Below are 20,177 nucleotides of genomic sequence, written 5' to 3'. Positions count from 1 at the left end.
GTGCTTGGCTGGGGGCAAATGCGCCTCAGATCAGAGCGGCACTTTCTTCAGCATCTCGATGCCGATTTTGCCAGCGGCAATTTCGCGCAGGGCGGTCACGCCCGGTTTGTTCTTGCTCTCGACCTTGGGGGTGTGACCTTGGCTCAGCATGCGGGCACGGTAGGACGCGGCCAACACCAGCTGAAAGCGATTGGGAATCTGCACCAGGCAGTCTTCAACAGTGATACGGGCCATGACTTCTCCAAAACCAGGTGGGCGCACTAAGAAATATGCAGTGCTTTGAATGTTTCAGCCCTGGCGCGGCGCTGCGCCAGATACTTGAGTCGTTGAGCGTGGACAATGGATTTGAGGTCAAACACGGCCCGGTCAAACAACTCGTTGATTATAACGAAGTCGAATTGGCTCACCTGCGCCATCTCCAGCGCGGCGTTATGCAGCCTGACTTCGATCACTTCGGAGGCGTCTTCGCCGCGCCGCTCCAGCCGGGAACGTAATTCGTCCCAGCTGGGCGGCAGGATGAAGATCGTCACCGCATTGGCGAAAACTTGTTTGATCTGCAAGGCGCCCTGAAAGTCAATCTCCAGGATCACGTCAGCACCCTGGCTCATGCGCTCTTCGATGGCTTTTTTGGAGGTGCCGTAGCGGTGGTTGTGCACATGGGCCCACTCGACAAAGGCGTCGGCCTGCACCATCGCGTCGAACTCTGTCTCTGAGACAAAAAAGTACTCGCGCCCGTGTTTTTCCTGCCCGCGCGGCGCCCGTGTGGTGTGTGACACCGAGGGCTGCACGTGCGAGTCCACTTCCATCAGCGCTTTGACCAGGCTGGATTTGCCAGCCCCGCTGGGAGCCGCCACGACAAAAAGGTTTCCCGGGTAGTCCATACGTTTACTCTATGTTTTGCACTTGTTCGCGCATTTGCTCGATCAGTACTTTCATGTCAACCGAGATATGGGTGAGCTCCAGCGCAGCGGATTTGGAGCCCAGCGTGTTGGCCTCGCGGTGTAATTCCTGAATCAAAAAGTCGAGTCGTTTGCCGATTTCGCCGCCTTTTTTCACCAGCCGCTCCAGTTCGTCCAGATGCGATGCCAGCCGCGTCAGTTCTTCGGCCACATCAATGCGGATGGCAAAGGCGGTGGCCTCGGTCAGGGCGCGGTCTTGCGCCATGTCGGACTTGGCCTGGCCGTCGGTTATCTCCATGGCTTGGGCCCAGCGGTCCAGAAAGCGCTGGCGTTGCTGCGCCACCAGTTGCGGGATCAGCGGCTCGGCCTGGGCGGCCAGGGAACGCAGTTGGCCGATGCGGTCAAACAGCATGGTCGCGAGCCGGGCGCCTTCGCGCTCACGCGCCGACATCAAGGCGTTGAGCACATCATCCGCCAGTTGCAGTGCCTCGGTTTGCCATTCTTTGCCAGGGGGTGATTCGTTCACCGCCAGGCGGATGACCTCGGCCACGCTCAGCGGCTGCGCCGAGGGCAACCACGCCCTCACATTGTCTTGAATCGCGTTCAGGCGTTGCAGCAGCCGGGTGGAGGGTTCGGTGACGACGCTGGCGGTGGTGCTTTCAATGGCTGCGCGCAACTCGACCTTGCCACGTTTGAGCCGTGCGCCCAGCTTTTCGCGCAGGGCGGGTTCGCAGGCACGCAATTCTTCGGGCAGGCGAAAAGACAGGTCCAGAAAACGGCTGTTCACCGCCCGGATTTCCAGCCCCAAGCGCGGGCTTGCGGGGCTCTTGCCATCACCGTCAGAGGCCTCTTTGGCAGGGCTGTACTGGGCGCTGGCGTAACCAGTCATGCTGTAAACTGACATTGCGATCTTCTTCAAATGGGGTGAGTTTGAGAATAACCCGGTTCTCACCCAGTGCGCGGTTCCCCGATTGAAAAATATGTCCAAGGTCAAGCCATCTCCCCTGCCGCCTGGCACCTTGATTGGTGGGTATCAGGTTGTGCGCAAGGTGGCGGCCGGGGGATTTGGCGTGGTGTACCAGGCCACCGACGCTGAGGGCCAGCAAGTGGCCATCAAGGAGTATTTGCCCGCGTCGCTGACCAGCCGCGAGCCGGGTGAGTTGGCGCCGCAGGTGGCGCCTGAAAAGTTGTCTTTGTACCGGCTGGGCTTGAAAAGTTTTTTTGAGGAAGGCCGGTCGCTGGCCCAGATCTCCCACCCCTCGGTGGTGAGTGTGATGAATTTTTTTCGGGAAAACGACACGGTCTACATGGTGATGAACTACCTGGAAGGCGCCAGCCTGCAGGATTTCATCATCATCGCGCGTGACCTGAAGCAGCCCAAGGTGTTTCGCGAGTCCACCATCCGCTCGCTGTTTGAGGAGATCTTGCGTGGCCTGCGCATCGTGCACCAGCACAAGATGCTGCACCTGGACATCAAGCCGGCCAACATCTTCATCACCGACGACAACAAGGCGGTGCTGATTGACTTCGGCGCGGCGCGTGAGGTGCTCAGCAAAGAGGGCAACTTCATCCGCCCGATGTACACGCCAGGTTTTGCCGCCCCCGAGATGTACCGGCGCGACAGTGCCATGGGCCCCTGGACCGATATTTACGCCATTGGCGCCTGTATCTTCGCCTGCATGCAGGGGTTTCCGCCCAACGAGGCGCCGCAACGTGTCGCCACCGATCCGATGGCGCAAGCCTTCAAGCGGCTGCAGGGCATCTATTCCGACAACCTGATCGAGGTGGTGCAGTGGTGCATGGCGCTGGACCCGTTGGCGCGCCCGCAGTCGGTGTTTGCCCTGCAAAGAGAGTTCAATAGCCCCGGCGAGCGGCGCTACACCCGGCTGAGCGTGGGCGACAAGGTGCGTCTGCAGTTTGACAACATGGTCACTGGCACCAAAAAGACCGTGCTCAAGGCCACGGGGCCCAGCCACAAAGTGTGATGAAGTTCTCCGTTTTTCAGGTGAGCCGCAAAGGCGGGCGCGACAAAAACGAAGACCGCATGGGTTATTGCTACACCAGCGGATCGGCCATTTTCATGCTCGCCGACGGCATGGGTGGGCACCCCGATGGTGAGGTGGCGGCGCAGCTGGCGGTACAGACCATCGCCACCATGTTCCAGAACGAGGCCCGCCCCGAACTGCCTGATGTACAGGCGTTTTTGAACAATGTGGTGCGGGCGGCGCATCGGCAAATCTTGCGTTACGCCATGGACCGCGCCATGCTCGACCCCCCGCGCACCACCTTGGTGGTGGCCGTGGTGCAAGAAGGCTGCGTCGCCTGGACGCACTGTGGCGACTCGCGGCTGTACCTGATTCGCCGTGGCGAGCTGCTGACCCGCACGCGTGACCACTCGTTGCTGGAGCACGATTTGCTCAAGCCCTCGGCATCGCAGCCGCAAGCCCCCAAAAACCGCAACGTGTTGTTTACCTGCCTGGGCTCGCCCACCAAGCCCGTGTTTTCGGTGGTGGGGCCGGTGAACCTGCAACAGGGTGACCGCATCATGCTGTGCTCCGACGGCTTGTGGTCGGCCCTGAAGGAAGAGGACATCGTTGCTGATCTGACCCGTCAACCGGTGGATGTGGCGGTGCCGGAGCTGGTGGAGAAGGCCTTGCGCCTGGCGGGTCGCAAATCGGATAACGTCACCTGCCTGGCGATGGCTTGGGAAACGCCCGACACGTTTGAATCTACCCGGGGTTCGATCACCACTGACTCGATTCTGGACGGGGTGTTTGCCTCCACGGTGCAGGGTGGCTGGCTGGACCCGGACTCGGACGATCTGGATGACGACGCCATCGAGCGCTCGATTGCCGAGATCAACGAGGCCATTCGCCGCTCATCCCTGAAGAAAAAGACCTGATTTTTGACTGCAAAGGTATCCCTGATGACTGATTTTTTACGCACCGAGGCGCGCGCCGCAGATGCTTTGCGCCCGGTGACCATCACCCGCCACTACACCATGCACGCCGAAGGCTCGGTGCTGATCGCGTTTGGCAACACCCGGGTGTTGTGCACCGCCTCTGTTGAGGAGAAAGTACCCGGCCATAAAAAAGGCAGCGGCGAAGGCTGGGTTACCGCCGAATACGGCATGTTGCCGCGCGCCACCCACACCCGCAGCGACCGCGAGGCCGCCCGCGGCAAACAGTCCGGCCGCACGCAAGAGATTCAGCGCCTGATTGGCCGCGCGCTGCGCAGCGTGTTTGATTTGAAACGCCTGGGCGAGCGCACCATCCACCTGGACTGCGACGTGTTGCAGGCTGACGGCGGTACCCGCACTGCGGCGATCACCGGCGCGTTTGTGGCGGCGCAGGACGCAGTCAACTGGCTGCTGGCGCAGGGCAAACTCACCGAGTCACCGATCCTGAACCACGTGGCCGCCGTCTCGGTGGGCATTGTGCAAGGCACGCCGCTGCTGGATCTGGACTATGTGGAAGACTCGGCCTGTGACACCGACATGAATGTGGTGATGACCGGTGCCGGTCATTTTGTCGAAGTACAAGGCACCGCCGAGGGCGCGGCCTTCACCCGTGCCGAGATGGATGCGCTGCTGGCGCTGGCCGACAAGGGCATTCGTGAACTGATCCAACTGCAACGGGCCGCTTATTGATTTGACAGCTCTGTGCCCCTTCCCTTATCTAAAAGCGCTTGACGCTTATTTGTCTCATGAAAATCGTTCTGGCATCCAACAACCCCGGCAAGCTGGCTGAATTGCAGGCCATGTTTGCGCCGCTGGGTTTTGAGCTGATCACCCAGGGCAGCCTGGGCATTGCGGAGGCGGCCGAGCCGTTTCACACCTTCATTGAAAACGCGCTGGCCAAGGCCCGCCACGCCGCCGAGCACAGCGGTCTGCCTGCGGTGGCCGATGACGCCGGCCTGTGCGTGGACGCGTTTGGTGGTCTGCCCGGCGTGCAAACCGCGTATTACGCCACCCAGTTTGGTTACCCCAAGAGCGACGACAACAATGTGCGTGCCTTGCTGGAGCAGATGGCGGGTGTAGAGAACCGCCGCGCCGCGATGGTCAGCACGCTGGTAGCCGTGCGCAACCCGCAAGACCCCGAGCCACTGGTGGCGGTGGGCCGGGTGGTGGGCGAGATTGCGTGCGAGCGTCTGGGCAGCAATGGATTTGGCTTTGATCCGGTGATGTTCATCCCCGCGTTTGGCCAGACCTTTGCCCAGTTGCCCACCGAGGTGAAAAACGCCCACAGCCACCGCGGTCGGGCGGCGGCGGCCATGGTGGCACTGATGCGTGAGCGCTGGCTGTGATCCCGATCCAGCCAACATCAGACGCGCCAGAGCAGGCCGTGCAGCCGCACGATATCCAGCACTACATGCGCCCAGGCACGCTGCAGCTCACCAGCCTGCCACCACTGTCGCTCTACATCCACCTACCATGGTGCCTGAAAAAGTGTCCGTATTGCGACTTCAACTCCCACGAACTGCGCACGTCCGAGCTGCCTGAGCAGGCTTACATCAACGCCCTGATGGCCGATCTGGAAGCATCGCTGCCGCTCATCTGGGGTCGCAGCGTGCAGACCGTGTTCATTGGGGGTGGCACGCCCAGCCTGTTTTCGCCAGCAGCCATTGATCAACTCTTGGGCGGTATTCGCGCCCGGGTCAAGCTGGCGGCTGACGCTGAAATCACGCTGGAAGCCAACCCCGGCACGTTTGAGAAAGACCGCTTCAAAGCCTTCCGCGCGGCCGGTGTCACGCGCCTGTCGGTCGGGGTGCAGAGCTTCAACGATAGCTACCTGCAAACCCTGGGTCGCGTCCACAACCGGGCTCAAGCTCAGGCTGCGCTGGAGGAAGCGGCTGTTAACTTTGAGACGTTTAACCTGGACCTGATGTATGCCTTGCCGGGCCAGACGCTGGATGACCTGCGGGCCGATGTGGCAACCGCTTTGTCCTATGCGCCGCCGCACTTGTCCATCTACCACCTGACCATCGAGCCCAACACCTACTTTGCCAAACATCCGCCCGCACCGGTGGAGGACGATCTGGCCGCCGACATGCTGGACCTGATCACCGACCTGACGGGTGAGCACGGCATGCGCCGCTACGAGGTGTCAGCCTACGCCCGGCCCGGTCATGGCTGCGCGCACAACCTGAACTACTGGCAGTTTGGTGACTATCTGGGCATTGGCGCGGGGGCGCACAGCAAGCTCAGTTTTGCCCACCGCGTGCTGCGCCAGGTGCGCCTGCGTGACCCGGCGCGTTATATGACGCAAGCCTTGGCCGGAACCGCGCTGGCGCAGGAGAACGAGGTGAAACGCGCCGAGTTGCCGTTTGAGTTCATGCTCAACGCCTTGCGCCTGGCCGATGGTTTTGCGTTGCCAAGTTTTACCGAACGCACGGGATTGCCCATCACCGCCATCACTGCCGCGCTGCAAGAAGCCCAAACGCGCGGCCTGTTGACCGACGGCCTGAACCATGTGCAACCCACCGCGCGTGGCTTTGATTTTTTGAACGACCTGCAGGCGCTGTTTTTGCCCAAAGCCTGAGTGGTTTTTGGCCGGGAATCAAGTCCGGGCCAGCAAGCGTCGATAAAACCTATAGCCGCCGGATTGACGCGGCCCGGATCGGCCCTTATCGCCGCGTGGTCACGGCACCTGGTCTCGCGCGCGGCAACCCTACAAGGAGGCAACACGCCATGTTTTCTGTTTACGGCATGCAGGGGCAACTGTTTCGCGGCAGCATGGAGCAATTGCGCCAGGTGGGTGGTGTGGACGCGCTGACGCGCGCGCGCCGTGTGCTGGCTGCCGGGCAAGAGGGGCGTGACGCGCTGGCAGAGTCGTCTGGCGCGTTTGTTGAGTCGGAGGCCAACAAGTTGGCCAGTGCTGCGGTGGGCGCTGACGAATCCCGGCGCAGCCCGCTGTCGGCCTATACCGACACGCGTGCGGGCAGCACCGCGCGCCAGCCTTTGACGCGGGTCAGCCACGTGATGAGCGCACAGATCATCACCATCAAAGACAGCGCCACGGTGCTGCAGGCGTGGCAAATCCTCAGCGAAAAAGGCGTCGGCCAGGCGCCGGTGGTGGACGCCACCAACCACCTGGTGGGCCTGCTGACGCGGGCGGATTTGCTCAAGCCCGAGCGGCTGCCATCACCCGACAGCCACGCGCTGGCCTGGCGCGCGCTGATGATGCAAAACGTCAAGGACATCATGGTCACCCCGGTGCCCAGTGTGGCGCCCGACGCCGACATCCGCCGGGTGGCGCGGGTGCTGCTGGACACCGGCCTGCCCGGGTTGCCGGCGGTGGACGAGGCGGGGTTGGTGGCTGGGTTCATCTCGCGCTCCGACATTTTGCGTGCCGTGGTGACCGACCCGCCGCTGGACCTGTGGGGCTGAGCCACCCAGAGCAGGGTCATGGCGGACTTGATCCGCCATCCAGGAGTCGGATGCAGGGAGGCCCCCCGGGTCGTGGCACGGGGCAGGGCTCCCCAAGTCCGGCCAGCAACGGGTCAGGTCGCCTTCTCTGTCTTGTTGCCAGCGCGCAGGGTCAGGCCACCGGCCTGGCGCTTGGGTTCACCCAGCGCCGCGCGCGTGATCTGGGTGCGGTAACGCACCCGCAGGTCATGGACAAGGGGGGTGAGTTCGGCCGTGTTCTTGATCTTGTCGGCGTAGCGGTGCATCACCAGGTAGGCGGTTTCGATCAGCTTGCCACTCAGCGTGTCCTGGCCGTGGCGAATCAGGTCGAGCACGGCCGCCTGCGGGTCGCCGCCCATGCTGAGTGACATGGCGGTTTCAGCCAGTTTCAGGATGTGGCTGTGGGCACGGCGCACGATGTCGGCATAGGGGGGGTGAATACCGGCAGCGCCTGCCAGCAGCTCGGACAAGGCCCGGGTGCCGGCAAACCGCAGGCCCAGCGTGGTAACCACGGCCTCGACCTCGTCGAGCTGGATCGCTTTGTGGCCCAGTTGGGCCAGCAGCGCTACCAGGTTGGACGCGGATTCAAAGTCAAAATCCGTGTCCTTGACACGTTGGCACTGGCTGCGAATGGCTTGGAGCGCTTGCGCGAACTGCCCCTTGTCAAGCAGTTGTAACGCGTCCACGATGCCGCTCAGGCGCTGCAGTCGGGCGTTGTCGGGGCTGCGCTCGATCAGGCGGGCAAAGTCGTCGCGGCAGCGCTGCAGGCCCTTGTGGTCGCCGCTCTCAAAACGCGCAAACGCCAGCAGCACCAGCGTCTGGCAGTCAAACATCTTCGAGTCCAGGCCCAGGCGGGTGGTGCGGTCCAGCACCTGCTCGGCGGTTTTGCGGTCGCCACAGTAGTAACTCATCAGCCCCAGGTTTTGCAGCCGTGTGATGGAGGCCGGTGTCAGCTGGCTGGCCATTTTGTAGGTGGCCAGCGCGTCGGCAAACTTGCCTTGCTCGAATTGGGCGCGGCCCATCACGTCATACGCGTCGGCGTAGTTGGGGTCTTCGCTGATCAGGTTTTCCAGCGTGCTGACCGCTTTGGCGGTCTGGCCCTCGTCCAGGAGCGAACGCGCCACCCCCAGTTTGGCCCAGGGCAGGGTTTTGGCAGCCACCACCGCCTGGTACAGCTTTTGCGCCTGATCAAATTTGCCGATGCGCAGCAGCAGCTCGGCCCCGACGCGCGCGGCATACAACCAGAACAGGCCCTTGGTCTCAAAGCGCTGCAGGCACAGCCGGGCGGCGGTGTCGAAATCTTCTGCCTCGATGGCGCTGAAGATGTCCTGCAAAGAGGCTTTGCGGATGCGTGCCTGACGCAGCCGCTCGCCGAGCTGGTTGGCCTTGTGGGGCTTGAGCAGGTATCCGTCCAGCGCCGACTCAGCCGCCTCGGCCACCTTGGTGTAAGTGGCTTCGCCGGTGACCATCAGAAACACGGTGGCAAACGGCAGCAACTGGTTGCGTCGCAGGTCGTCCAGCAGGTCTTGCCCGGTCATGGTGTCATCGGCAAAGTGCAACTCGCACAACACCACATCAAACTTGCGGAACTCCAGCTGGCGTCGGGCATCCTGCAGGCGCGCGGTTTGCACCACCGTGCCCATGCCAAAGTCGCGCAACTGGGACACCAGCACCGAGCGTGAGGTGGGGTTGGCGTCAATCACCAGCGCGCTGCTGGTGGAGAGATCGTCGTCAAGCAGCGCCATGGCAACCTGCGTGGCAGGGGTGGTCGGTGCGGTGTAGGCGTTTCAAGCGGGATTCCTGGTGGACAGAAAATCGAAAATCATAGCATCATGCTTTGATTTCGTAGCTTCCTGCGTCCGCTGGGCGCCAGCGCGTGGTCGGATCACCACCCGGCTTGGCGGGTCCCGGGTGCGTTCAGGCTTGGGGCTTTAGCATGCCGCGCTGCTCGATGAAGCGGATCACGTCATCCAGCCCGGCGTTGGTTTTCAGGTTGGTCATCACAAAAGGTTTGAGCCCCTTGGGCGTGGTGCGCATGCGGGTGGTGTCCGCCGCCATCACCTCCAGGTTGGCGCCCACGTGGGGTGCCAGATCGGTTTTGTTGATGACAAACAGGTCACTTTTGGTGATGCCGGGGCCACCTTTGCGCGGGATCTTCTCGCCCGCGGCGACGTCGATCACGTAGATGGTCAGGTCCGACAACTCTGGGCTGAAGGTGGCGGCCAGGTTGTCGCCACCACTCTCGACAAACACGATGTCAGCATTGGGGAAGTCCACCAGCATGCGGTCGATGGCCTCCAGATTGATCGAGCAGTCTTCGCGGATGGCGGTGTGCGGGCAGCCGCCGGTTTCCACCCCCATGATCCGCTCGGCAGGCAGTGCACCGCTCACGGTCAGCAGGCGTTGGTCTTCCTTGGTGTAGATGTCGTTGGTGATGGCCACTAGGTCGTAGGTGTCGCGCATGGCTTTGCACAACATTTCGAGCAGCGTGGTTTTGCCGGAGCCGACCGGCCCGCCAATGCCGACGCGCAAAGGTGGCAGCTTTTTGGTGCGGTTGGGAACGTGGTGCAGCGGTGTGGTCATGGTTGGTGTGCTATGTAAAGTGAAGCTATCAGCCGTTATTGAATAAGGGCTAGGATCGGAAAATCCTTGAATATTGCGACTCGTGCCGGGCGCTCAGGATCGCCAGCATGGGGGAAAAAGCTTGTCGGTTCTTATCATCCAGAGCCAGCGCCAGATCCACCGCCGCAGGGATGTTCGCTGCCAGGGCCGAGAGGATGCGCTGGCCAGAACTCTGGCCCAGCGGCACCGCCTTGATCGCGGCCTGCATCATGTTCTCGGCCCAGCCAAAGGCATTGGCCAACAGACAGTCACGCAGCGGCGCACCGGTGGCACTGGCCGCCAGCGCAAAGGCCAGCGGGTAGGTCGGTTGCAGGTTCGCGAGCAGGGCGATCTGCTCGGCTTGTGCGGTGGTGTGGTTACGTAACCACTCCAGCAGGCTGCGGCCCATTTGTTCACTTTGTGCGCGCAATTCGCTGCTTTCGCGGGTTTGTAAAACCCAGGCATTGAGCTGCGCGATGCGGGTGTGGTCGGCTGTCTGCCAGGCGGGAATGGCTTGGGCGATCACCGCCAGGTCGGCACGCGCCAGGCTGGTATGGAGTTGCTCCACCAGCCAGTCCGATGCTTCTGTTTCGCTAGTTACCAGCCCTGCATCAACGGCGGCTTCCAAGCATTCTGAATACGAGAATCCGCCAATCGGCAAGGCCGGTGAGGCCAGCCACATCAGCTGCATCAGGCTGCTGTCGTGCATGCGTGATGTGCTCGCTGGCGCTCAGTGGTGGTGGCCGCAACCCGGGCCGTGCACGTGGGGCTTGGGTGCCTCGGGGCTGGCCGGAGGTGTGTGCACATGGTCATGGCTGTGATCGTGGTCGTGTTCATGCCCGTGGTGGTGGCCCCCAAAGTGGCCGCCGGTGGCGTAGGCGCCGTTTTCGGGCTCAAACGGCTCGCTCACTTCGGTCACGATCAGGTGCATGGCGTGCAACATGCTGGCCAGCACATGGTCGGGCTCGATCTTGAGGTGGTCGGGCTTGAGCTCAATCGGCACATGCCGGTTGCCCAGGTGGTAAGCGGCGCGGATCAGATCAAACGGCGTGCCATGGTCCGGGCAAGCGGTGATCTTGAGCACACTTTGTGGTGCCGCCCAGACCTTGATCAGCGAGCCGTCATGCGCCACCAGCACGTCGCCACCGCGCGCCACCATGCCGCGTGGCAAAAAGATGCCCAGCTGGCGCCCGGTCGAGTCGGTCGCGTCAAAGCGACTTTTCTGGCGGACGTCCCAGTCCAGCTCGACGGTGCTGGCACGTTTAAGCAGCACTGCTGCCAGACCGGCGCCTTGGGGAATGAGTTTGGAGACGTGGAGCATGGTAAGGGTGCAAAAGGGGAGATGAGGCGAATCGTACTGCTGGATCGGTCTTGGGGCCATCAGCACAACACGGGTTCGTCAGCGGTCAGCACCTTGGTCATGAACACACTGTACGGGTCCAGCACATAGCTGGCAAAGGGACCACACTCCACAAAACCTTCGCTGGCATAAAGCTTCTGGGCGGCAACAAAAGGCGCCGGGGTGCCGGTCTCCAGGCTGATGCGTTGGAAACCTTTGGCCCGAGCCGCCGCCAGGATATGCTGCAACATCGCACGGGCCACACCTTTGCGCAGATGGCTGCGGGCGGTGCGCATGGACTTGAGTTCGGCATGCTCCGGGCTGAGTTGTTTGAGCGCGCCGCAGCCCATCAACTCACCGCCTTCCCAGGCGCTCCAGAAGGTGATGCTTGGGTGGCGCAGCGCGTCGATATCAAGCGCGTGCACACTCTCGGGCGGCGAGCTGGAGTGCATGTCGTTCAAGTGCTCTTGCAGCAGGGCCTGGATCGCGCTGCCTTGCAAATCGTCGATACGAATGTCCATGCTGTTTAAAACAAAAAGTAACGTTGGGCCATCGGCAGGCTCACCGCAGGCTCGCAGGTCAGCAACTGGCCGTCGGCGCGCACGCTGTAGGTCTGGGCGTCGATCTCCATGGTGGGCAGGTAGTGGTTGTGCACCATGTGCTGTTTGCGCACGCCACGGATGTTTTTTACCGCACTCAGGGTCTTTTGCAGGCCAAAACGCTCTTTGATACCGGCATTCAAACCTGCCTGCGACACAAAGGTGAGGGAGCCACGCGCCAACGCGCCGCCAAAGGCACCAAACATCGGCCGGTAATGCACCGGCTGCGGTGTCGGGATGGACGCATTGGGGTCGCCCATGGCGGCCATCGCGATGAAACCCCCTTTGAGGATCAGCGCCGGTTTGACACCGAAAAACGCCGGTTTCCAAACCACCAGATCGGCCCATTTGCCGACCTCGATGCTGCCCACCTCGTGGCTGATGCCGTGGGCAATCGCTGGGTTGATGGTGGTTTTGGCAATGTAGCGTTTGGCGCGGAAGTTGTCGTTGCGCTCTTTGTGTTCCACCAGCGCAGCCTCGGACTGGATTGCGCCCAGCACCAGCGGGGGTGCCAGCCAGCCGCGCTGTTGTTTCATCTTGCTGGCGGTTTGCCAGGTGCGGATGATGACCTCACCCACCCGGCCCATGGCCTGGCTGTCGCTGCTCATCATGGAAATGGCGCCCAGGTCGTGCAACACGTCTTCGGCGGCGATGGTTTCTTTGCGGATGCGGCTCTCGGCAAAGGCCAGGTCTTCGGCAATACCCGCGTCCAGATGGTGGCAGACCATCAGCATGTCCACGTGTTCGTCCAGCGTGTTGACGGTGTAGGGCATGGTCGGGTTGGTCGAACTGGGCAAAAAGTTGGCCTCACCCACCACCCGCAAAATGTCGGGTGCGTGGCCACCACCGGCGCCTTCGGTGTGGAAGGCGCACAGGCCCCGGCCTTTGGTGGCGGCAATGGTGTTTTCGACAAAGCCCGATTCGTTGAGCGTGTCGGAGTGGATCGCCACCTGGGTGTCGGTGGCGTCGGCCACGTCCAGGCAGTTGCTGATGGCCGCAGGTGTGGTGCCCCAGTCTTCGTGCAACTTGAGGCCAATCACACCGGCGTTGATCTGCTCGTGTAAGGCGGCGGGCAGGCTGGCATTGCCCTTGCCCAAGAAACCCAGGTTCATCGGGAAAGCGTCGGCCGCCTGCAGCATGCGCTCGATGTTCCACGGGCCGGGTGTGCAGGTGGTGGCAAAGGTGCCGGTGGCCGGGCCGGTGCCGCCGCCCATCATGGTGGTCACACCGCTGGCCAGGGCTTCTTCGATCTGCTGCGGGCAGATGAAGTGGATGTGGCTGTCGATGCCGCCGGCGGTGACGATGTTGCCTTCACAGCTGATGACCTCGGTGCCGGGGCCGATGATGATGTCCACGCCGGGCTGCACGTCAGGGTTACCGGCCTTGCCGATGGCGACGATGCGGCCACCTTTGAGGCCGATGTCGGCCTTAACAATGCCCCAGTGGTCCAGGATCAGCGCATTGGTCATCACGCAATCGACCGCGCCCTCAGACCGCATCTTTTGCGATTGCGCCATGCCGTCGCGGATGGTTTTGCCACCACCAAATTTCACTTCTTCACCATAAGCGCCTGCGGCCAGGGTGTAGTCCTGCTCGACCTCGATGATCAGGCCGGTGTCGGCCAGGCGAACCCGATCCCCGGTGGTCGGACCAAAAATCTCGGCATAGGCGCGTCGTCCAATCGTGGCCATGGTTATTCTTTCAGTGATGAATGTGAAAAGGGATCAGGGGTAGATGGCAGGGCCAGGTCTGTGGGTGGCCGCGTGACGTGGGGAGCGTGATTCCGTTCGTGTCCCCCGGCCTGCGGCCTCCTCCTTAACCTCACTGCATCACACTCCCCCAAGCCTCGCGGCGGGAGGCGCTGTTGGAGTTCCAGATGAGGAGCGCCAAAAAACTATGCCAAGCTGGCTGACGGGCTGCTTTGCGCAGCGGCATCAAGGAGGAGGCCGCAGGCCGGGGGACAGCCGCGGAGCAGAGCAGCCCGTCAGTCGGCGCCATCCCAAACGCTGGCTGACAAGGTATTAAAAACAAACGCCTCATCACAGCGCCCCTTGCGTCAACCCACGAAAGCCATAAACGATGCGCTCACCGGCAAAATCCACCAGCTCCACCGTGCGCTGCTGGCCGGGCTCGAACCGCACCGCCAGACCCGAGGCGATGTTGAGCCGCATGCCCTGAGCCGCCGCGCGGTCAAAGTTGAGTGCGCCGTTGGTCTCGGCAAAGTGGTAGTGCGAGCCCACCTGGATCGGCCGCTCAGACGCATTGGTCACCACCAGGGTGAGGGTGCGACGGCCGGTGTTCAGGGGGTGTTCACCCTCGTCGGTAAAAAGTTCGCCGGGAATCATGGGCTGGGCCTCAGACTTGGCTGAACAGGTAGAGACCAGCGACGCTGAGCAGGCCGCCCAAGCTGCCCAACACCGTGACGCCGCGCTCTGCCAGCCAGCGGCGGATGCACAGGCCGATGCCGCCACCACTCAGGTGCAAGACCGCCGTGGTCAGCAAAAAGCCAGCGACATAACCCGCAAAACCGGTTTCTGGTGTCTCTGCGCCATGGGCCAGCCCGTGCAGCGAGGCTGCCACGGCAATCAGTGCGAGCCCAAAGGCCTTGGGCATGGGTGTGCTGGCCAGCACCAGCATGGCGCCAAAAAGTGTGACCGAGAGTGCAATCGCCTGTTCCAGAAACGGCATCGTGATCCCGCTGGCCCCCAACACCGCACTGATGACCAGCGCCAGCATAAAGGTGGCCGGTCCTTGCCAGGCTTTGTTAGCTGGCAGGGCACTGACTGACCAGATACCCACTGCCATCATGGCCAGCAGATGGTCAGCCCCAAACGGGTGAATCAGGCCTTCCATCAGGCTGTGTGTGCCATGGCCTGTATGGGCGCTGGCCGCCGTGGACAGGGCGCAAGCAGCTGTAAAAAACAGAGCGGAATTGGTTTTTTGATGCATAACAATCTCCAGGAAAAATGTCTTTAACAGGCCGCTGTGGCGCGTTGATTCAGGCCAGAAACACCGTGGAACCGACTTTGCCGGGCTACCGGTGTTGCCCCCTTTAAGGGGGAGGCGGCTTGGCCGCCACGGGGGTGTGCCTGATGCTCCCCCTGCAAGGGGGAAAGCGGCCACACAGAGTGGGCAAGCCGGGGGTGTTCATGGTATCGGTTGATGCACGGTCACCAGCTTGGTGCCGTCGGGGAAGGTGGCCTCGACCTGGATGTCCGGGATCATCTCGGCGATACCGTCCATCACATCGGCGCGGGTCAATACCGTGCGGCCTTCACTCATCAGTTGGGCCACGGTTTTGCCATCGCGGGCGCCCTCCATCACGGCGGCGCTGATCAGGGCCACCGCCTCGGGGTAGTTCAGTTTGAGGCCACGGGCTTTGCGTCGTTCGGCCAGCAGGGCGGCGGTGAACAGCAGGAGTTTGTCTTTTTCGCGAGGCGTCAATTCCATGTCGTTTCAATCATTTGCAGGGGTCATTGGCTCGTGCGGCCGCACAAGCGGGCCGGATACGGAGATAAAGGTCCATGCATGGCATGATGCAAAAGCTGTGCCGCGTGCAACGGGGTGGGCGCGTGGCATGAAAACTGCACGTTCCAGCCAGTGACGACCGATATTTTTCCTGCCAACGCCGATCCGGTTTCCGAGCCGAAAGCGCCGCAGCGCATCACCCTGGTGCGCCGCGATTACAACGGCTGGGTGGCCCGTGAAACGCTGGAAGACTACGCCCTGCGTTTCACGCCACAGCGTTTTCGCAAGTGGTCGGAATGGCAGGTGGCTCAGACGGCGCTGGGGGGGGCTGCGGCGTTTTTGATACTGGAGGCGGTGGGCGCCACGCTGCTGGTGCAATACGGGTTTGTCAACGCGTTCTGGGCGATTCTGGCCACCGGGTTGATCATTTTTCTGGCGGGCTTGCCGATCAGCGTGTATGCCGCGCGCTACGGCGTGGACATGGATCTGCTGACCCGTGGCGCCGGGTTTGGCTACATCGGCTCCACCGTCACCTCACTGATCTACGCCACCTTCACCTTCATCTTCTTCGCGCTGGAGGCCGCGGTGATGGCCTATGCGCTGGAGTTGGCGCTGGGCATCCCGCCGCGCTGGGGCTATTTGATCTGCGCGCTGGCGGTGATTCCGCTGGTAACGCACGGGGTGTCCACCATCAGCCGCCTGCAGGTCTGGACGCAGCCGCTGTGGTTGGTGATGCTGGTGGTGCCCTTCGTGTATGTCTTGATGCGCGATCCGACCGCCTTCGCCGGTGTCACGCACTACATTGGTGAAAAAGGGGTGTCTGATAGCTTCAGTCTGCCTTTGTTTGGTGCAGCGCTCACGGTAGGGGTGGCGCTGATGACCCAAATGGGGGAGCAGGCCGATTACCTGCGGTTCATGCCCGTACGCCAGCGGGCCCGCCCGTGGCGCTGGTGGCTGGCGGTGCTGGCGGGTGGGCCGGGTTGGGTGATTTTTGGGGTTGTCAAGATGCTGGGTGGCGCGCTGCTGGCCTATCTGGCCATCTCCAACGCCGTGCCGCTGGACCGCGCGGTGGACCCGAACCAGATGTACCTGGCGGCGTATGAATATGTGTTTCCGAACTACGGCTGGGCGGTGGCCGCCACGGCGCTTTTTGTGGTGATCTCGCAGCTCAAGATCAACGTCACCAACGCTTACGCGGGCTCGCTGGCCTGGAGCAACTTTTTCTCGCGCCTGACCCACAGCCACCCGGGGCGCGTGGTGTGGGTGGTGTTCAACACATTCATTGCATTCGTGCTGATGGAAATGGATGTGTTTGCCGCGCTGGGTGAGGTGCTGGGCCTGTACTCCAACATTGCAATTGCCTGGATGATGGTGGTGGTGGCGGACCTGGTCATCAACAAGCCGCTGGGCCTGAGCCCGCCGGGCATCGAGTTCAAACGCGCCCACTTGTACGACATCAACCCGGTGGGGGTGGGTGCCATGGCACTGGCTTCTGCGCTGTCGGTGGCGGCGTATCTGGGGGTGTTCGGCCCGCTGGCGCAGGCGTTTTCGGCGCTGATTGCCTTGGGCACGGCGCTGGTGACGTCACCGTTGATCGCGTGGGCGACGAAGGGCAAGTATTACCTGGCCCGAGGTGGTCCGCAGGCTGGCCCAGCTGCAGGCCCTCATCCCAAGCTTCTCCCAGAGGGAGAAGGAGCGAAGGCAGAGGCGGGCATGTACCAGCGCCTGCAAGTGCACACCTGCGTGATCTGCGAGCGCGACTACGAGGGGCCGGACATGGCGCATTGCCCGGCTTACCAGGGGCCGATTTGCTCCCTGTGCTGCACGCTGGACGCACGTTGTGGTGACCTGTGCAAGCCGCATGCTTCGCTGGCCAGCCAGTGGCACGCTGCGCTGCGCTGGCTGCTGCCGCAACGCAGCTGGGCATTTTTGGACAAGGGGTTGGGCACCTTCCTGTTGTTGATGCTGGTGATTGCGCCGCTGCTGGCCAGCGTGTTTGGCCTGTTGTACCGGCAGGAAAACCGCTCGCTGATGGCTTCGGTGTTCGACGCCCAGATGTTGCAGGCGTCACAGGCTGCCCTGCAGTCGGGCTTTGTCAAGCTGTACGTGGCGCTGATCCTGATCGCCGGGCTGGTGGTCTGGTGGGTGGTGCTGGCGCACAAAAGCCGCCAGGTGGCACAAGAAGAATCCAACCGCCAGACGCATCTGCTGATGCGCGAGATTGAGCTGCATCGCCAGACCGACGACGCCCTGCAGCGCGCCAAACAGGTGGCCGAGCAAGCCCGCGCCGCGGCCGACCAGGCGAATCAGGCCAAAAGCCGGTACATCAGCGCCATCAGCCACGAACTGCGCACACCGCTCAACAGCATCCTGGGTTACGCGCAACTCATGGGCGAAGACGCCAGCATCCCGCCGCACCGCAAGCAGGCGGTGAGCGTGATCAAACGTGGTGGTGAGCATCTGCTCTCGCTCATTGAAGGCACGCTGGACATCGCTCACATCGAGGCGGGCCGCCTCACGCTCAACGTCAAACCCATGCCGTTTGCCGATGTGGTGCACGACATTGCCAGCCTGTTTGAGCTCGACGCCCTGGCCAAGGGCCTGGTATTCAGTTGCGAGATTGAGGGCAGCCTGCCCGCCGTGGTGCGCGCGGATGAAAAGCGGGTGCGCCAGATTCTGATCAACCTGGTGGGCAACGCCATCAAGTTCACAGCCCAAGGCCATGTGGTGATGCGCGTGGCTTATGCCCGCGAGATGGCGGCCATCGAGATCGAAGACACCGGCCCGGGCTTGTCTGAGACCGAGATCGGCCGCATCTTTGAGCCCTTCACCCGCGGCCAGGGCGCGGGCGGCACTGCGCCGGGCGCCGGGCTGGGCCTGACCATCGCCAAAATGCTGACCGACCTGATGGGCGGGCAGATGGCGGTGACCAGCACGCCGGGTGCGGGATCTAGCTTTAAAGTGAAGCTGTTTTTGCCCGAGGTGCGCCAGATCCAGAGCGACAGCGTGTACTCACCCGCCTCCAGACACCAGAACCGCCTGTTTGTGCGCCGCGCCCGCCGTGCCTATGTCGGGCCGCGTCGGCGCATTCTGGTGGTGGATAACGAGGAAACCGACCGCGACCTGTTGGTCAAACTGTTGCAGCCGCTGGGTTTTGAGATGCGTACCGCCGCCAGCGGCCATGACTGCCTGGACCTGCTGGCCGCCGGTTATTTGCCCGACGTGATCCTGATGGACCTGGCCATGCCGGGCATTGACGGCTGGGAAACCATCCGCCGTTTGCGCGCCCTGTTGGCCGACAGCCCGAATCCTGATCCCTTCATCGCCATTGTTTCGGCCAACGCCTTTGACCGCGGGCTGGACAACGGCCTGGGCATTCCGAGTGAAGACTTTATTTTGAAACCGGTGCGCCATGCCGACCTGCTGGACTGGCTGGAGCGCCGCCTGAACCTCTCTTGGCTGGAGCACCCGAGCGCGCCCGACGCTGAAGTGGCCCGGTCACCCGCCGGAATGGTGCTGCCGCCCAAGGCGCCGCTGGCTGCGCTGCGCGAGCTGGTGGTGCTGGGCTACTACCGCGGCATCCTGAACCAGCTCGACGAGATGGCGCTGGCGCATCCGCACAGCGTCCACCTGGTGACCGACCTGCGTGAGCTGGCCAAACAGTTCCAGTTTGAGACCATGCTGGGCAAGATCGACAGCCTGAGTCATGAAAAATAGCTTGCAAAGCACCCTGCCCAAACCGATGCTGGACCGCACCCTGGACCGGGCCAACAGCGATGTGGTGCTGATCGTGGACGACGTGCCCGACAACCTGGCCGTGCTGCATGACGCGCTGGACGAATCTGGCTACACCGTGCTGGTGGCCATCAACGGCGAGGCCGCCTTGCAGCGCGCCGCGCAGGTGCTGCCCGACATCATCCTGCTCGACGCGATGATGCCGGGCATGGACGGCTTTGAGGTAGCGCGCCGCCTCAAAAGCCTGCCGCAAACCGCGCACATCCCGATCGTGTTCATGACCGGCCTGACCGAGACCGAACACCTGGTGGCCGCGCTGGCGTGTGGTGGGGTGGATTACGTCACCAAGCCGATCAAGCCCAAGGAGGTGCTGGCACGCATGGCGGTACATCTGCAGGGCGCGCGTGAAAAACGCCAGGCGCGCAGCGCGCTGGATGCCTTTGGCTACGCCAGCATCACCGTTCGGGTGAGCGACGGCAAACTGATGTGGCAAACGCCGTTGGCGCGCGACCTGCTGATGCGCTACTACGGCACCGACGCCCCCGCCACACCGCTGCCGGTGCTGGCCTGGCTGCGCCGCCACGTGGAGGCCAAAGAGGTGCTGGCCGAGCCACCGCGCCTGAGCATCGAACAGGGCGCCCACAGGCTGACCTTTCGGCTGCACCAGCAGATTGGTGACAGCGAGGGCGGTGGTGACTGGCTCATCATCATGCAGGAGGTGAGTGATGACAGCGTGATCGAGGCCATCGCGCTAAGCTTCAAACTCACCCCGCGCGAGGCCGAGGTGCTGTACTGGGTGATCAAGGGCAAGATCAACCGCGACATTGCCGACATCGTGGGTAGCAGCCCGATGACGGTCAAAAAACACTTGGAGCGGGTGTTTGCCAAACTGGGCGTGGAAACCCGCACTGCCGCTGCCGCCATGGCGATGCGCCGGATCAAACAGTTGCACCCGCAGTTTGAGGGGTAGGTGCTGGCGACTGATGTCACAGGCCTTCGATCAGCCGATGGGTGCACCAGGACGCAGGACGACGCGGCACTCAGCTCCGCGGCTGTCCCCCGGCCCTGCGGGCCTCCTCCTTGATGCCGCTGCGCTGAATGCCACGCCGTCCTGCGTCAGCCAACAAAGG

At 62.7% G+C, this 20,177-nt stretch carries 20 protein-coding genes; 8 read left to right on the top strand and 12 right to left on the bottom strand.

Translation table 11 applies throughout. The features are described 5' to 3' along the window. Positions 1-30: 30 nt before the first annotated feature. The 3 genes from rpoZ to LHU53_RS08195 are packed head-to-tail and all read right to left on the bottom strand — an operon-like array spanning position 31 to position 1,803. Entirely contained in the window at positions 31-234 is a 204-nt protein-coding gene (rpoZ, locus tag LHU53_RS08205; protein ID WP_227332156.1) for a DNA-directed RNA polymerase subunit omega, read from the bottom strand. Between the two features lie 26 nt (positions 235-260). Beyond that, on the bottom strand, positions 261-881 hold the full coding sequence (gene gmk / locus LHU53_RS08200; RefSeq protein ID WP_227332155.1) for a guanylate kinase: 621 nt from the start codon (positions 879-881) through the stop codon (positions 261-263). 4 nt (positions 882-885) lie between these two features. Next, the gene (locus tag LHU53_RS08195; RefSeq protein ID WP_227332154.1) at positions 886-1,803 is read right to left on the bottom strand and encodes a YicC/YloC family endoribonuclease; all 918 of its coding nucleotides are present in this window, start codon (positions 1,801-1,803) and stop codon (positions 886-888) included. Between the two features lie 76 nt (positions 1,804-1,879). Between LHU53_RS08195 and LHU53_RS08190 the strand changes: the two genes are divergently transcribed. The 6 genes from LHU53_RS08190 (at position 1,880) to LHU53_RS08165 (ending at position 7,287) form a co-directional block, all read left to right on the top strand. Further along, positions 1,880-2,884 carry a serine/threonine-protein kinase gene (locus LHU53_RS08190; protein ID WP_227332153.1) on the top strand — a complete coding sequence of 335 codons (1,005 nt, stop codon included), beginning with the start codon at positions 1,880-1,882 and terminating at the stop codon, positions 2,882-2,884. Next, positions 2,884-3,801, top strand: coding sequence for a PP2C family serine/threonine-protein phosphatase (locus tag LHU53_RS08185; protein ID WP_227332152.1), 918 nt, complete (start codon positions 2,884-2,886; stop codon positions 3,799-3,801). The genes LHU53_RS08190 and LHU53_RS08185 overlap by 1 nt, the downstream gene beginning before the upstream one ends. A gap of 24 nt (positions 3,802-3,825) precedes the next feature. Then, a complete protein-coding gene (gene rph / locus LHU53_RS08180; RefSeq protein ID WP_227332151.1) occupies positions 3,826-4,548 on the top strand; it encodes a ribonuclease PH in 723 nt (240 codons plus the stop codon). 56 nt (positions 4,549-4,604) lie between these two features. Beyond that, on the top strand, positions 4,605-5,204 hold the full coding sequence (gene rdgB / locus LHU53_RS08175) for an RdgB/HAM1 family non-canonical purine NTP pyrophosphatase (protein WP_227332150.1): 600 nt from the start codon (positions 4,605-4,607) through the stop codon (positions 5,202-5,204). After that, positions 5,201-6,439 carry a radical SAM family heme chaperone HemW gene (gene hemW / locus LHU53_RS08170; protein WP_227332149.1) on the top strand — a complete coding sequence of 413 codons (1,239 nt, stop codon included), beginning with the start codon at positions 5,201-5,203 and terminating at the stop codon, positions 6,437-6,439. Before rdgB ends, hemW begins: the two co-directional genes overlap by 4 nt. 149 nt (positions 6,440-6,588) lie before the next feature. Continuing rightward, positions 6,589-7,287, top strand: coding sequence for an HPP family protein (locus LHU53_RS08165; RefSeq protein ID WP_227332148.1), 699 nt, complete (start codon positions 6,589-6,591; stop codon positions 7,285-7,287). Between the two features lie 113 nt (positions 7,288-7,400). Here LHU53_RS08165 and LHU53_RS08160 read toward each other — a convergent pair whose 3' ends face one another. The 9 genes from LHU53_RS08160 to LHU53_RS08120 all read right to left on the bottom strand — a co-directional run bounded on the left by LHU53_RS08160 (position 7,401) and on the right by LHU53_RS08120 (position 15,294). Next, positions 7,401-9,050: a response regulator gene (locus LHU53_RS08160; protein WP_227332147.1), complete on the bottom strand. Its 1,650-nt coding sequence runs from the start codon at positions 9,048-9,050 to the stop codon at positions 7,401-7,403. 172 nt (positions 9,051-9,222) lie between these two features. Then, complete coding sequence (gene ureG / locus LHU53_RS08155; RefSeq protein WP_227332146.1) at positions 9,223-9,888, bottom strand: urease accessory protein UreG; 666 nt, start codon at positions 9,886-9,888, stop codon at positions 9,223-9,225. A gap of 49 nt (positions 9,889-9,937) precedes the next feature. After that, entirely contained in the window at positions 9,938-10,615 is a 678-nt protein-coding gene (locus tag LHU53_RS08150) for an urease accessory protein UreF (protein ID WP_227332145.1), read from the bottom strand. A 21-nt stretch (positions 10,616-10,636) separates the two neighbouring features. Continuing rightward, a complete protein-coding gene (ureE, locus tag LHU53_RS08145) occupies positions 10,637-11,227 on the bottom strand; it encodes an urease accessory protein UreE (RefSeq protein WP_227332144.1) in 591 nt (196 codons plus the stop codon). Between the two features lie 59 nt (positions 11,228-11,286). Next, positions 11,287-11,766, bottom strand: a complete 480-nt coding sequence (locus LHU53_RS08140) for a GNAT family N-acetyltransferase (protein ID WP_227332143.1) — start codon at positions 11,764-11,766, stop codon at positions 11,287-11,289. A gap of 5 nt (positions 11,767-11,771) precedes the next feature. After that, entirely contained in the window at positions 11,772-13,535 is a 1,764-nt protein-coding gene (ureC, locus tag LHU53_RS08135; RefSeq protein WP_227332142.1) for an urease subunit alpha, read from the bottom strand. 348 nt (positions 13,536-13,883) lie between these two features. Continuing rightward, positions 13,884-14,189, bottom strand: a complete 306-nt coding sequence (locus LHU53_RS08130) for an urease subunit beta (RefSeq protein WP_227332141.1) — start codon at positions 14,187-14,189, stop codon at positions 13,884-13,886. 10 nt (positions 14,190-14,199) lie between these two features. Beyond that, entirely contained in the window at positions 14,200-14,793 is a 594-nt protein-coding gene (locus tag LHU53_RS08125; RefSeq protein ID WP_227332140.1) for a HupE/UreJ family protein, read from the bottom strand. 198 nt (positions 14,794-14,991) lie between these two features. Then, a complete protein-coding gene (locus tag LHU53_RS08120; RefSeq protein WP_227332139.1) occupies positions 14,992-15,294 on the bottom strand; it encodes an urease subunit gamma in 303 nt (100 codons plus the stop codon). A gap of 150 nt (positions 15,295-15,444) precedes the next feature. Here LHU53_RS08120 and LHU53_RS08115 point away from each other — a divergent pair, with 150 nt between their 5' ends. Both LHU53_RS08115 and LHU53_RS08110 read left to right on the top strand, forming a co-directional pair. After that, positions 15,445-19,029 carry an ATP-binding protein gene (locus LHU53_RS08115; RefSeq protein WP_227332138.1) on the top strand — a complete coding sequence of 1,195 codons (3,585 nt, stop codon included), beginning with the start codon at positions 15,445-15,447 and terminating at the stop codon, positions 19,027-19,029. Beyond that, positions 19,019-20,017, top strand: a complete 999-nt coding sequence (locus tag LHU53_RS08110) for a response regulator (protein ID WP_227332137.1) — start codon at positions 19,019-19,021, stop codon at positions 20,015-20,017. Before LHU53_RS08115 ends, LHU53_RS08110 begins: the two co-directional genes overlap by 11 nt. Positions 20,018-20,177: the final 160 nt, after the last annotated feature.

The organism is Rhodoferax sp. U2-2l (assembly GCF_020594515.1).
Taxonomy (GTDB): Bacteria; Pseudomonadota; Gammaproteobacteria; order Burkholderiales; family Burkholderiaceae_C; genus Rhodoferax.
Note: the sequence above shows the minus strand (reverse complement) of the source record. Positions and strands in the feature narration are given on the sequence as shown.